This is a genomic window from Mesorhizobium terrae (assembly GCF_008727715.1).
GTDB lineage: Bacteria > Pseudomonadota > Alphaproteobacteria > Rhizobiales > Rhizobiaceae > Mesorhizobium > Mesorhizobium terrae.
This window is the reverse complement of record NZ_CP044218.1, coordinates 221,718-234,053: the sequence shown is the minus strand read 5'-3', so window position 1 is coordinate 234,053 and position 12,336 is coordinate 221,718. Positions and strand designations below refer to the sequence as shown.

The following is a 12,336-nucleotide window of genomic DNA, read 5'->3' as shown; positions in this document are numbered from 1 at the left end:
AGAAGCCGTCACAGGTTTCCTATATACAGGCCTCGCCAACACGAATCGAAAGGAGGCGAAGAATGCAGATCGAACACGAAATCGACGCCCTTCTGTCGCGTGAGCATGCCGGTTCGATCATCGACCGGTTGATGTCGATGCCGCGTCCCAACGACGACGCCAAGGTATCGAACGAATGGGATCGCGCCGTGGCCGGCCGTTTCGAGATACACCTGGCCAAGCAGATGCGCGACCTGATCGACGGTGGAGACAACCGCCGCGCTGCCTGATCGGCGCGGCGTCAGCCGCGTCTCAACCTGACCGGCGCCTCGCCGAAAGCTCTTGAAAACGCTCTTGAGAATGCCGCAGCGGACGAAAAGCCCGTTCGCCCGGCGATGTCAGCCATGGCGATGCGTGTGTCCACCACCAGTCGTCTGGCGGCACCGAGCCTGAGCCTGAGGTAGTAGGCCCCGGGTGTTTCGCCGATCGAGGCTCGAAAGATGCTCTCCAGCGTGCGGGCAGTGATGCCCGCACGTCGGGCGATGGCCGCGATCGTCAGCGGTTGGTCGACATGCGCTTCCATCAGCCGGATCGCCTGCGCCAGGCGCGGATCGTAGCCATCGAGGCGGCCGAGCGAGACCAGGGGTTGCGCGTCGGTGGCGGCGCGCGCCTGATCGTAGATAAAGACCGAGGCGACATCGAGCGCCACAGCCATGCCAAGCCGCGAGCGCACCAGGTGTAGCATCAGGTCAAAGGTTGGCGAGGCGCCGCCCGAGGTGAAGACCGGACCGTCGATGACATAGCGGTCGGGGCGAACGTCGGTGCCGGGAAAGGCTGCGGTGAAATCCTCCATGTCTTCCCAGTGCGTGGTCGCGCTGCGCCCTTCGAGCAGTCCCGCACGCGCAACCAGCCATGTTCCGGCTTCGACGCCACCGACCGCGCGTGCCGTGCGCGCCGCGCGCCGCAAGCCGGAAAGCAGCGCCGAAGTCGCGTAGTTCTGCGTGCCGAAGCCAGCGATCACCACCAGCATGTCGGCGGCCTCGGCGGGGTCGAAGCGTCCGGACACAGCCACCGGCAGGCCACATGTCGTCACCGGTGCATCGCCCGTCATCGACACCAGCCGGTAGTCGAACAGCGTCTCGCCGGTGATGCGGTTTGCCGCGCGCAGCGGATCGACGGCGGAGGCCACGCACATGATCGACGAGCCGGAGAACACTAGCAGCGTCACCTTGAGCGGCGCGCGCTCGGCAAAAAAGATTGTCTGCCTTTCGGATTTGGCCATGTTTGTTTCGTAAAGCGCAAAGCAGACTTCGGCAAGCGGCGCAATGATCGGTGAAAAGCATTTCGGGAGGAAAGCTATGCCGCTTGCGATGAACCGCGAGGTCTTCATTACCTGTGCCGTGACCGGTTCCGGTGGCACGCAGGACCGCAGCCCGCATGTGCCGCGCTCGCCCAAGCAGATCGCCGATTCGGCTATCGAGGCGGCCAAGGCGGGTGCGGCGATCGTCCATTGCCATGTCCGCGATCCCGAGACAGGCAAGCCGCGCCGCGACGTGCATCTCTACCGTGAGGTGACCGAGCGCATCCGCGATGCCAATGTCGATGTGGTCTTGAACCTCACCGCCGGCATGGGCGGCGACATGGTGTTCGGCCCGGTTGAAAGCCCGCTGCCATTGAAGGAGCAGGGCACCGACATGGGCGGCGCCTCCAACCGCGTCGAACATGTGCGCCAGTGCCTGCCCGAAATCTGCACGCTCGACTGCGGCACGATGAATTTCAACGAAGCCGACTACGTCATGACCAACACGCCGGGCATGTTGCGTGCCATGGGCGGCATGATGACGGCGATGGGCGTCAAGCCGGAGATCGAGGCCTTCGACACCGGCCATCTCTGGTTCGCCAAGCAACTGGTCGAGGAGAAGATCCTGGCTCCCGACGCGCTGGTGCAGTTGTGCATGGGCGTGCCGTGGGGTGCGCCGGACGACCTCAACACCTTCATGGCCATGGTCAACAATGTGCCGAAGGAATGGACCTTCTCGGCCTTCGCGCTCGGCCGCAACCAGATGGCTTATGCCGCTGCGGCGGTGCTTGCCGGCGGTAACGTGCGCGTCGGTCTCGAAGACAATCTGTGGCTGGACAAGGGCGTGCTCGCCACCAACGCGCAACTGGTAGAGCGCGCGGTTTCTGTCGTCGAAAATCTGGGCGCCCGGGTCATCGGGCCGGAAGAGGTGCGCAAGAAGCTCAACCTCGTGAAGCGTGCGCCGATCGCGGCGTGATCGGAAAGTGTCGATCACGGAGAGGAGTTCGGCATGACCACGGTCAAATTCACCGCGATGAAGGATGGCGACAAGGACGACTATGCGTTCCTGACCGCCCATGAGATCGACTATGCCGCCAAGACAGGCGACCGCCTGCTCGACGCGCTCGTCCAACTCGACGAGGGATTGTCGGGTTACAAGATCAGCCGTCTCGGCCATTCGCTGCAGGCAGCCACACGCGCCTGGCGTGACGGCGCCGATACCGACTGGATCGCCTGCGCGCTCCTGCACGATATTGGCGACATATACGCGCCCTACAATCACGACGAATACGCGGCCACGATCCTGAAACCGTTCGTGCGCGAACAGTGCACCTGGGTGGTGGAAAAGCACGGCGACTTCCAGCGCCTCTATTACGCCCATCATCTCGGCGGTAATCGCCATGCGCGCGATAAGTTCACCGGCCATGCCTACTACGACGACTGCGACCAGTTCTGCGAACGCTGGGACCAGTCGAGTTTCGATCCCGACTACGAAACCCTTCCGATCGAGTTCTTCCGGCCCTTCGTCATCGAGGTCTTCGCCCGCAAGGCATACGATCCTTCCGTCATCCGTGCCGGCGAACGCGTCGCACTGGTCAACCCCGAAATCGCCAAGGAAAGAAGCGGAGCGCCCGCATGAGCACAATCGTCAAAGCAGCTGCCATCGGAGGCGGTGTCATCGGCGCGGGCTGGGTCGCGCGCCTCTTGCTCAACGGCATCGACGTTTCGATCTTCGACCCCGATCCTGAGGCCTCGCGCAAGGTCGCCGAGGTGATGAAGGGCGCGCGTCGCGCCTACAAGCAGATGGTTCCCGGCGGCCTGCCCAAGGAAGGCAAGCTGACCTTCGCCAAGACCATTGCCGAGGCGGTCGCCGACGCCGATTTCATCCAGGAAAGCGTGCCCGAGCGGCTCGACCTCAAGCACAAGGTGCTGGCCGAGATCGACCTGCATGCTCCCGCCAACGCGATTGTTGGCTCGTCCACCTCCGGCATCAAGCCGTCCGATATGCAGGTGGCGATGAAGAAACACCCCGAGCGGCTGGTGGTCGGCCATCCGTTCAATCCGGTCTATTTGCTGCCGATCGTCGAGATCGTCGGCGGCGCGCAGACCTTCCCGGAAGCGATCGAGGTCGCCAAGGAGATCTACGCGTCCATCGGTATGAAACCTGTCGTCATCCGCAAGGAGATCGAGGCTTTTGTGGGTGACCGCCTTCTGGAGGCGGCCTGGCGCGAGGCGCTGTGGCTGATCAAGGACGGCATCTGCACCGTCGAGGAACTCGACGACATCATGCGCTACGGCTTCGGCCTGCGCTGGGCGCAGATGGGCATGTTCCAGGTCTACCGCATCGCCGGCGGCGAGGCTGGCATGCGCCACTTCATGGCGCAGTTCGGCCCCTGCCTGCAATGGCCATGGACGAAGCTGACCAACGTGCCGGAATTCAACGACGAGCTGGTTGACCTGATCGCCGGCCAGTCCGACGACCAGTCGCAAAAATGGTCGATCCGCGAGCTGGAAAAGATCCGTGACGACAATCTCGTCGCGATCATGGATGCCCTGTCCAAACAGAACAAGGGCAAGGGCTGGGGCGCCGGCGCGCTGCACAAGAGCTATACCAAGCAGCTCGCCGACCTGGCTTCGATGAAGACGAAGACTTCGGCCGCCGCAGCGAAAGCCAAGGCGTCCAAGCCGGTGAAGAAGGCAGTCAAAAAGACCGCCGGAAAGAAGGGCTGAGCCATGGATTTCGGCCTGACCGAAGAACAGCAGCTCATCGTCGACACCACGCGTGCCTTTGTCGAGAACGAGCTCTACCCGCATGAACAGGAGGTTGAGCGCACTGGCCATCTGCGCATGGACCTCGTCAAGGAGCTGCAGGCCAAGGCGATCACCGCTGGTCTTTACGCGGCGAACATGCCGGCCGAAGTCGGCGGCGCCGGCCTCGATACGCTGACCTGGCTGCTCTACGAGAAGGAACTCGGCCGCGCCAACTATGCACTGCACTGGACCTGTGTCGCCAGGCCCTCGAACATCCTGCTCGCCGGTACGCCGGAGCAGCGGGAGAAATATCTCTTCCCCTGCATCCGCGGTGAAAAGTGGGATTGCCTGGCCATGACCGAGCCCGGTGCCGGCTCCGACCTGCGCGGCATGAAGGCGAGCGCGGTGGAGAAGGGCGGCGACTGGGTGCTGAACGGCACCAAGCATTTCATCTCGCATGCCGACATAGCCGATTTCGCCATCTGTTTCATGGCGTCGGGCGAAGAGGACAGCTCGCGCGGCAAGCGCAAGAAGATCACCGCTTTCTTCGTCGACAAGGGCACGCCCGGTTTCACCGTGCGCGACGGCTATCGCAATGTCTCGCACCGCGGTTACACCAATGCGGTCCTGGAATTCGACGACTGCCGTATCCCCAAGGAGCAGATACTGGGCGAAGTCCACAAGGGCTTCGAAGTTGCCAACAGCTGGCTCGGCGCCACCCGCTTGCAGGTCGCTTCGACCTGTCTCGGCCGCGCCGAGCGCGCGCTTCAGCACGCCATCGACTATGCCGCGCAGCGCGAGCAGTTCGGCCAGCAGATCGGCAAGTTCCAGGGCGTCTCTTTCAAGCTGGCCGATATGGCGATGGAATTGAAGGCGGCCGAACTCCTGACCCGCGAAGCCGGCTGGAAGTACGACCAGGGCACCGTGACCGACCAAGACATGGCGATGGCCAAGCTGAAGGCCACCGAGGTGCTCGCCTTCATCGCCGATGAGGCGATCCAGATCCATGGCGGCATGGGCCTGATGGACGATCTGCCGCTGGAGCGCATCTGGCGCGACGCCCGTGTCGAGCGTATCTGGGAAGGCACGTCCGAAATCCAGCGCCACATCATTTCCCGCGCCCTGTTGAGGGCGGTTGGGGGATAATCCAGCGAAATGGCGAAGACCGGCATCAGGGAAACCGACCTATATCTGCCTGTGAAGCGCCTGCTCGAAACGCAGGGCTACATGGTCAAGGGCGAGGTTGGCGCCGCCGACATCGTGGCGGTGCGCGATGGCGACGATCCGGTCATTGTCGAACTGAAGGCCGGCTTCTCGCTTTCCCTGTTTCATCAGGCCATCCAGCGTCAGACAATCAGCGACGCGGTCTACATCGCCGTGCCGCGTGGAACAGGCCGGGCTTCGCTGAAGGCGCTGGTCGACAACAGGAAGCTGTGCCGGCGGCTTGGTCTTGGCCTGATTACGGTCCGACTTGCGGATGGTTTCACGGAAATCCATTGCGATCCCGCGCCGTACAAGCCGCGGCAGTCGAAGCCACGCAAAACGCGGCTGCTGCGCGAATTCGAAAGATTGGTCGGCGATCCGAACCTCGGCGGCGCGACCCGCCGCAACCTGGTGACCGGCTACCGCCAGGAAGCACTGCGCTGCCTGAAACTGCTTGACGAACAGGGCCCGACAAAAGCGGCCGAAGTCGCTCGCCAGACGAATGTCGCGCATGCCCGCCGCCTGATGACCGACAACCACTATGGCTGGTTCGAGCGCGTCAGCGCCGGCATCTACGCGCTGAGCCCGAAAGGTGTGACGGCAACGTCGGAATATCTGTCCGAACTTGAAAATCTCCGCGCGGCGGCATCCGGCGCCGACAACATTTCTGTGATTGCAAAGCCATGACATTGCCTCGTATCCGCGACCTTTCCCGTTTGCTGCGTCCGAAATCCATCGCGGTTGTCGGCGGCGGCTTCTTTGCGCCCAACGTCGTCAAGCAATCGCTGAAGATGGGCTTTGCCGGCGAAATCTGGCCGGTCCACCCGACAAAGGACGAGGTCGCCGGGGTCAAGGCCTATCGTTCGCTCGCGGAGCTGCCGCACGCGCCGGATGCTACCTTCATCGGCGTCAATCGCCACCTCACCATCGACGTGGTGCGCGAATTGAGCGCGGCCGGTGCCGGCGGCGCCATCTGCTTCGCGGCCGGTTTTCGCGAGACCGCGCATTACGAGGCTGAAGGGCAGGATTTGCAGCAGGCGCTGATCGAAGCTGCCGGCGACATGCCGATCATCGGCCCGAACTGCTACGGGTTGATCAACTATGCCGACGGCGCGCTGTTGTGGCCCGACCAGCATGGCGGTCGCCGTTTGGTGGAAGGCGAGAAGGGCACCGCCATCATCACGCAATCCTCCAACATCGCATGCAACCTCACCATGCAGATGCGCGGCCTGCCGGTTGCTTTCCTGATGACGGCGGGCAATCAGGCGCAGACCGGTCTCTCCGAAATGGCGCTTGGCCTCATCGAGGACGACCGCGTTTCCAGCCTCGGCCTGCATATCGAGGGGTTCGACAAGGTCGACGGTTTCGAGCGGTTGGCGGCGCGGGCGCGCGAATTGAAGAAACCGATCGTCGCCATGAAGGTCGGCCGCTCCGAACAGGCGCGTGCCGCCACCATCTCGCACACTGCCTCGCTTGCGGGTTCAGACGCTGCGTCGGATGCTTTCCTCAAGCGGCTCGGCATTCCGCGCGTCGACACCATTCCGTCTTTCCTGGAGACGCTGAAGCTCCTGCACGCGGTAGGGCCGCTGGAGAAGCCGACCTTGTCCTCCATGAGTTGTTCCGGCGGAGAGGCATCCGTCATGGCCGATACAGCCGAGGGCCGGCTCGTGCATTTCCCGGCTTTGACTGAGGCGCATGGCGCGCGCGTGCAGGAGACGCTCGGCCCGCTCGTCGCTGTGGCCAATCCACTTGACTACAACACCTATATCTGGGGCAAGCAGGAGGCGCTGACGGCGACTTTCTCTGCGATGGTCTCGGGCGGTTTTGGCCTGAACATGCTGGTGCTGGATTTCCCGCGCACCGATCGCTGCTCGGACGCCGACTGGTGGCCGACGGTCAATGCTTTCGAGGAAGCGTTGAAGACCAACGGCGCGCGTGGCGCCATCGTTGCCTCGATGGGCGAAAACCTGTCGGAAGATCATTCCACTGAACTGCTCCGGCGCGGCATCGTGCCGATCCATGGTATAGCCGAAGCTTTTGATGCCGCCGAAGCAGCGGTCTTTGTCGGTGAAGCTTGGCGCAAGCCTGCCGTTCCCGCGTTGCTCGGAGGTCAATCCGGCGCGTTCGGGCAAGGCCGCAATACGCCCGATGAAGCCGCTGCAAAGGCCATGCTGGCGGCAGCCGGGCTGCCGGTGCCGCGCGGTCGTCGCGCGGCAAGCGTCGCCGAAGCCGTCGATGCGGCAGCTGCACTCGGTTTTCCGGTGGCGCTCAAGGCACTTGGCGTCGCCCACAAAAGCGAGCTTGGTGCTGTGCGCCTCAACCTCAAGAGCATCGAGGATGTGCGCGATGCCGCCACGGCACTGCTTCCGCTCGGTCGCGGTCTCTATGTCGAGGCCATGGTGGCGGGCGGCATCGCGGAGCTGATCGTCGGCCTGACCCGCGATCCGATCTTCGGCCCGGTGATGACGGTGGGAACTGGCGGCGTGCTGGTCGAACTTCTGAAGGACAGCGCCACGCTGCTCCTGCCTGCCACGCGACCCGAGATCGAGACGGCGCTGCGCAGCCTTAGACTGTTTCCGCTGCTCGACGGCTATCGCGGCCGGGCAAAAGCCGACCTTGGCGCGGCCATCGCGGCCATCGAGAAGATCGCCGGTTTCGCCATCGCCCATGCCGACGAGATCGAGGAACTGGACATCAACCCGCTGATCGTCTGCGCCGAAGGCAAGGGCGCATGGATCGCCGATGCATTGATGGTTACCACCGCCCACACGGCCACGGAAAAGATGGCAGGCGCTTTCGCCGAAGGAGAAGAAGAATGTCTGACGTCGTAACAACCCGCCGCGAGGGTGTCATCCTCGAAGTCACGCTCGATCGGCCGAAAGCCAATGCCATCGACCTGAAGACATCGCGCCTGCTGGGCGAAACCTTCAAGGCTTTCCGCGACGATCCGGAACTGCGCGTCGCCATCGTCAAGACCGCCGGCGACAAGTTCTTCTCGGCCGGCTGGGACCTGAAGGCGGCAGCCGCCGGTGACGCGGTGGATGGCGACTATGGCGTTGGCGGCTTTGCCGGCCTGCAGGAATTGCGCGACCTCAATAAGCCGGTCATCGCCTGCGTCAACGGCATGGCGGTGGGCGGCGGCTTCGAACTGGCGCTCTCTTGCGACCTGATCTACGCCTCCGACCATTCGAGCTTCGCGCTGCCGGAGATCCGCGCCGGCACGCTGGCCGATGCCGCCACCATCAAGCTGCCGAAGCGCATTCCCTATCACGTCGCCATGGACCTTTTGCTCACCGGCCGCTGGATGGACGTACAGGAGGCGCACCGCTGGGGCCTTGTAAACGAGGTGCTGCCGGCCGACAAACTTGAAGATCGCGTATGGGAGATTGCGCGCCTGCTGGCAGGCGGCCCGCCGCTTGTCTTCTCCGCCATCAAGGAGGTCGCGCGCGCGGCCGAGGCCATGACTTTCCAGGATGCCATGAACTGGATCACCAAGCGCCAGTTCCGCACCGTCGACGAGCTCTACGCCTCCGAAGACAATCTCGAAGGCTTCAAGGCTTTCGCCGAAAAGCGCGACCCGGTGTGGAAGGGAAGGTGAGCGGCCAACTGCCATGACCGACTATGCGAAGCTGATCGACGCCGAGACCTGGGCCTTCATCGAGAAGACCAATTCCTATTATCCGCCCGACACCATCGACTACACGATCGAGCAGCAGCGCGTCGTCTATGACCGCATGTGCCGCGAGTTCTTCGCCGGTTATCCCGAGGGCGTTACGGTGGAAACGACCGCGATCGAGACGCCTGATCGCGCCATTCCCATCCGCATCTATCGCCATCGGGACGAGGCAGCGAAGGCATTTGTGCTTTATTTCCACGGCGGCGGCTTCGTTGTCGGCGGTCTCGAAAGCCATGACGATGTCTGCGCAGAATTGTGTGCCCGAACCGGTTATGAGGTCGTCTCCGTCGACTATCGGTTGGCGCCGGAGCATCGCCACCCGGCCGCCTTCGACGACGCGGTGGCAGCGTTCCATTGGGCTGTCTCGAGCACTGCCTTGCCGATCCTGCTGGTCGGCGACAGCGCGGGGGGCAATCTGGCCTCGGCGGTTGCGCACGCCACGCGTGCCCACCCGCGCCGCGCAGTCGGCCAGGTGCTAATCTATCCCGGTCTCGGTGGCGATCAGACCAAGGGTTCTTACATCACCCACGCTGAAGCGCCGATGCTGACCATGCGGGATCTGATCTTCTACAAGGATATCCGCACCGGCGGTGAGGGCAGGATCGGCGATGCTACTCTCGCGCCGCTGCTCGATCGCGATTTTTCCGACCTGCCGCCCACCATCGTCATCACCGCCGAATGCGATCCACTGTCTTCGGATGGGGAGGCCTATAGGGACCGTATCCTCACCACCCGCGGCAAGGCTTTCTGGCATGAAGAACAAGGGTTGGTGCATGGCTATTTGCGCGCCCGCCATACGGTGAAGCGCGCCCGCGAAAGTTTTACGCGGATCGTCGAGGCAGTCGGCCGGCTGGGTGCTGGCGAATGGGTGTGGTGAGCCTACACCCTACGACGATGAGGCGCTGATCGACGGCCTGGGTTTCTCCCGCCGCCATATGCCGAACAGCTCAGCGCAGAAACGGTCCGGCCTGCATCGTCGCCGGTACCGCCACGCCGAGACGTTCCAATATGCTCGGCGCCAGTTGCAACTGGTCGAGCAGCGCGCCCGGGTCGGGGCCTTCCGCGGCGCCGAAATAATAGAGCGCGAAATCCTGCTGTTCGTCCTCGCGCCCGCCATGGTGGCCGCGGTCGGTCTGGCCGTGGTCGGCGGTGACGACCACCTCATAGTCTGCGTCCAGCCATTGCGGCAGGAAGGCCGCTAGCATGCCGTCCATGGCGTAGCAGGCATGGTCCATTTCGATGCAGTCGTGACCGAAGCGGTGTCCCATCGAGTCCAGCGTGCAGGTATGCAGGATGCCATAGTCGATCGAAAAACGCCGGGTCAGCATGGTCAGCGTGGCAAACAGGTCGACGTCGCTCGGCGTCATCTGGTTCTTGTGGTTGTAGCCGGTCATGGTGTGGAACCGGCCATGCGTGATCGGTCCGCCCGGTTCGTCATATTCCATGTCCTCGACGAGATCGAAGGGATAGCGCCGGAAGAACTCGGACCAGTAGGAATGGGTCACGGCGCCGGTCTTGCCGCCGGCCTTCGATATTTCGGAGAACAGGTCCGGCTGGGTGACGCGGAAGCGGTTCTCGTTGGAAAGGATTCCGTGCTGCTGCGGCGGCACCCCGGTATGGATCGAGGCGTAGCAACAGGCTGAGGTGGACGGCAGCACCGAGCGCATCTTCCACACCCGTGCCGCGCCCGATTGCACCCATCCCTCAAGGTTGCCGAACAGCCGCCGCCAGTTGCGGTACGGCACGCCGTCGAGAATGATGAGCAGAAGCTTGGATTTGAGCGCCATGCGGCAGTTTCCTTCTCCGCCGCATGGCGCGGCATTGCATTTCTCAGGCCTTCAGCCAGCACGAGGCCAGGGCATAACCGTCCATCATCTCGCCTTGCGGATTGGCGACCCAGCCATCCACCTTGCTGGTGGCCGCCGCATCGATGAACTGGTTGAAGAACGGCACGACCATGCCGCCCTGGTCGCGCACCAGCATCGCCATGTCATGGAACAGCACCTTGCGCTTGTCCTGGTCGAGTTCGCCGCGTGCCTTCATCAGCAACTGGTCGAATTCGGGCCGTTTGAAACGCGTGTCGTTCCAGTCTGCCGTCGAGACAAGCGCCGTCGCGTACATCTGTGCCTGGGTGGCGCGCCCGCCCCAATAGGAAAGCGAGAACGGCTTCTTGTTCCACACTTCCGACCAGTAGCCGTCGCCCGGCTCGCGCTTGATCTCGATCTTGATGCCCGCCTTGGCGCAGCTCTGCTGGTAGAGCTGGGCGGCATCGACCGCGCCGGGGAACGCGACATCGGAGGTGCGCAGCAGGATCGAGCCGCTGTGGCCCGACTTCTTGTAATGCTCGGCGGCCTTTTCCGGATCGAACTTGCGCTGTTCGATGTCGGCCGGGAAAAGCGGATAGGCCTGGTTGATCGGGAAGTCATTGCCGACGGACCCGTATCCGAACAGGATCTTGGTCAGTAGCTCCTCGCGGTCCATCGCAAGCTTGAGCGCCATCCTGAGGTCGTTGTTGTCGAAGGGCGCGGTGTCACAGAACATGTTGAAGGGATAGAAGCCGCGGCCTGAAGTTGCCTCCACGGTGACGCCGGCAACGCGCTTGACGAGGTTCACCACCTTCGGCTCGACGCGGTTGATGAAATGCACCTGGCCGCCCTGCAGCGCGGCCAGCCGCGCCGTCGCGTCGTTGATGACCACGATCTCGATCTGGTCGGCATGGCCGAGCTTGTCGCCGCCCCAGTAATTGGCGAAACGTTCGCCGCCATGGCGCACGCCCGGTTCGTTGACTTTGACCTTGTAAGGCCCGGCGCTGATGCCGGCATTCGGATTGTCCTTGCCGCCGTTCGGCTGGATGACCAGGTGATAGTCGGCCATCAGGTAGGGGAAGTCGGCATCCGGTTCGGCCAGCGTGACGATCACTTCCTTGCCGGCAGCCTTCATCGTCTTGATGTTCTTGAGCACGCCGAGCGCGCCCGATTTGGACTTCTCGTCGGCATGGCGTTCCAGCGTGGCGGCCACATCCTCGGCGCCAACGGTCTTGCCGTTGTGGAATTCAATGCCGTCACGGACCTTGATGGTCCAGACCTTGGCATCGTCGGACGAGCCGATCTCCTCGGCGATCATGTTCTCGAGACTGCCGTCCGGCTTCAGCCGGTTGAGGAACTCGCCCCACTGCTTGCAGAAATTGAAGGTGACCTGGCTGAGGTTCAACGCGGGATCGAGGCTGTTGGTCGACTCACCACCCTGCAGGCCTGCCTTGAGGATACCGCCCTTCTTCGGGGTCTGCGCGAAGGCGCGATCGGCAAGCGTACCCGCCATGGCTGCGGTCACGCCGAGTGCCGCGGCGCGGCCGAGAAAATCGCGGCGGCTGATGCCGCCCTTGCCGGCCAGTTTGGCGAGATGGTCGAGTTCGGTTGTCATGGTCTGC

General features: G+C 63.4%; 12 protein-coding genes. 9 read left to right on the top strand and 3 right to left on the bottom strand.

The window, feature by feature from the left end; all coding sequences use genetic code 11:
- Nucleotides 1-62 precede the first annotated feature (62 nt).
- Entirely contained in the window at nucleotides 63-269 is a 207-nt protein-coding gene (locus tag FZF13_RS02545; protein WP_024925900.1) for a hypothetical protein, read from the top strand.
- An 11-nt stretch (nucleotides 270-280) separates the two neighbouring features.
- Here the strand turns inward: FZF13_RS02545 and FZF13_RS02540 are convergent, their stop codons facing one another.
- On the bottom strand, nucleotides 281-1,261 hold the full coding sequence (locus FZF13_RS02540; RefSeq protein WP_024925901.1) for a GlxA family transcriptional regulator: 981 nt from the start codon (nucleotides 1,259-1,261) through the stop codon (nucleotides 281-283).
- 76 nt (nucleotides 1,262-1,337) lie between these two features.
- Between FZF13_RS02540 and bcoG the strand changes: the two genes are divergently transcribed.
- From bcoG to FZF13_RS02500, 8 genes are read left to right on the top strand one after another with little or no spacing between them, the layout of a single operon-like run.
- Nucleotides 1,338-2,255 carry a 3-dehydrocarnitine:acetyl-CoA trimethylamine transferase BcoG gene (bcoG, locus tag FZF13_RS02535; protein ID WP_024925902.1) on the top strand — a complete coding sequence of 306 codons (918 nt, stop codon included), beginning with the start codon at nucleotides 1,338-1,340 and terminating at the stop codon, nucleotides 2,253-2,255.
- A gap of 33 nt (nucleotides 2,256-2,288) precedes the next feature.
- A complete protein-coding gene (locus FZF13_RS02530; protein WP_024925903.1) occupies nucleotides 2,289-2,918 on the top strand; it encodes an HD domain-containing protein in 630 nt (209 codons plus the stop codon).
- Nucleotides 2,915-4,009, top strand: a complete 1,095-nt coding sequence (locus tag FZF13_RS02525; RefSeq protein ID WP_024925904.1) for a 3-hydroxyacyl-CoA dehydrogenase NAD-binding domain-containing protein — start codon at nucleotides 2,915-2,917, stop codon at nucleotides 4,007-4,009. The genes FZF13_RS02530 and FZF13_RS02525 overlap by 4 nt, the downstream gene beginning before the upstream one ends.
- A gap of 3 nt (nucleotides 4,010-4,012) precedes the next feature.
- Nucleotides 4,013-5,176, top strand: coding sequence for an acyl-CoA dehydrogenase family protein (locus FZF13_RS02520; RefSeq protein ID WP_024925905.1), 1,164 nt, complete (start codon nucleotides 4,013-4,015; stop codon nucleotides 5,174-5,176).
- A gap of 9 nt (nucleotides 5,177-5,185) precedes the next feature.
- Nucleotides 5,186-5,920, top strand: coding sequence for a DUF2161 domain-containing phosphodiesterase (locus FZF13_RS02515; RefSeq protein ID WP_024925906.1), 735 nt, complete (start codon nucleotides 5,186-5,188; stop codon nucleotides 5,918-5,920).
- Nucleotides 5,917-8,064 carry an acetate--CoA ligase family protein gene (locus FZF13_RS02510; RefSeq protein WP_024925907.1) on the top strand — a complete coding sequence of 716 codons (2,148 nt, stop codon included), beginning with the start codon at nucleotides 5,917-5,919 and terminating at the stop codon, nucleotides 8,062-8,064. The genes FZF13_RS02515 and FZF13_RS02510 overlap by 4 nt, the downstream gene beginning before the upstream one ends.
- The gene (locus FZF13_RS02505) at nucleotides 8,049-8,831 is read left to right on the top strand and encodes a carnitinyl-CoA dehydratase (RefSeq protein WP_024925908.1); all 783 of its coding nucleotides are present in this window, start codon (nucleotides 8,049-8,051) and stop codon (nucleotides 8,829-8,831) included. Before FZF13_RS02510 ends, FZF13_RS02505 begins: the two co-directional genes overlap by 16 nt.
- A 13-nt stretch (nucleotides 8,832-8,844) precedes the next feature.
- Nucleotides 8,845-9,786 carry an alpha/beta hydrolase gene (locus tag FZF13_RS02500; RefSeq protein WP_024925909.1) on the top strand — a complete coding sequence of 314 codons (942 nt, stop codon included), beginning with the start codon at nucleotides 8,845-8,847 and terminating at the stop codon, nucleotides 9,784-9,786.
- A 70-nt stretch (nucleotides 9,787-9,856) separates the two neighbouring features.
- Here the strand turns inward: FZF13_RS02500 and FZF13_RS02495 are convergent, their stop codons facing one another.
- Together FZF13_RS02495 and FZF13_RS02490 are read right to left on the bottom strand one after the other, a co-directional pair.
- Nucleotides 9,857-10,696, bottom strand: a complete 840-nt coding sequence (locus FZF13_RS02495) for an alkaline phosphatase family protein (RefSeq protein WP_024925910.1) — start codon at nucleotides 10,694-10,696, stop codon at nucleotides 9,857-9,859.
- A 43-nt stretch (nucleotides 10,697-10,739) separates the two neighbouring features.
- Entirely contained in the window at nucleotides 10,740-12,329 is a 1,590-nt protein-coding gene (locus FZF13_RS02490; RefSeq protein WP_024925911.1) for an ABC transporter substrate-binding protein, read from the bottom strand.
- Nucleotides 12,330-12,336: the final 7 nt, after the last annotated feature.

Bases quoted from the DNA above. Each gene is read 5' to 3' on its own strand.
- FZF13_RS02545 (WP_024925900.1), top strand. From the start codon at position 63: ATGCAGATCGAACACGAAATCGACGCCCTTCTGTCGCGTGAGCATGCC.
- FZF13_RS02540 (WP_024925901.1), bottom strand. From the start codon at position 1,261: ATGGCCAAATCCGAAAGGCAGACAATCTTTTTTGCCGAGCGCGCGCCG.
- bcoG (WP_024925902.1), top strand. From the start codon at position 1,338: ATGCCGCTTGCGATGAACCGCGAGGTCTTCATTACCTGTGCCGTGACC.
- FZF13_RS02530 (WP_024925903.1), top strand. From the start codon at position 2,289: ATGACCACGGTCAAATTCACCGCGATGAAGGATGGCGACAAGGACGAC.
- FZF13_RS02525 (WP_024925904.1), top strand. From the start codon at position 2,915: ATGAGCACAATCGTCAAAGCAGCTGCCATCGGAGGCGGTGTCATCGGC.
- FZF13_RS02520 (WP_024925905.1), top strand. From the start codon at position 4,013: ATGGATTTCGGCCTGACCGAAGAACAGCAGCTCATCGTCGACACCACG.
- FZF13_RS02515 (WP_024925906.1), top strand. From the start codon at position 5,186: ATGGCGAAGACCGGCATCAGGGAAACCGACCTATATCTGCCTGTGAAG.
- FZF13_RS02510 (WP_024925907.1), top strand. From the start codon at position 5,917: ATGACATTGCCTCGTATCCGCGACCTTTCCCGTTTGCTGCGTCCGAAA.
- FZF13_RS02505 (WP_024925908.1), top strand. From the start codon at position 8,049: ATGTCTGACGTCGTAACAACCCGCCGCGAGGGTGTCATCCTCGAAGTC.
- FZF13_RS02500 (WP_024925909.1), top strand. From the start codon at position 8,845: ATGACCGACTATGCGAAGCTGATCGACGCCGAGACCTGGGCCTTCATC.
- FZF13_RS02495 (WP_024925910.1), bottom strand. From the start codon at position 10,696: ATGGCGCTCAAATCCAAGCTTCTGCTCATCATTCTCGACGGCGTGCCG.
- FZF13_RS02490 (WP_024925911.1), bottom strand. From the start codon at position 12,329: ATGACAACCGAACTCGACCATCTCGCCAAACTGGCCGGCAAGGGCGGC.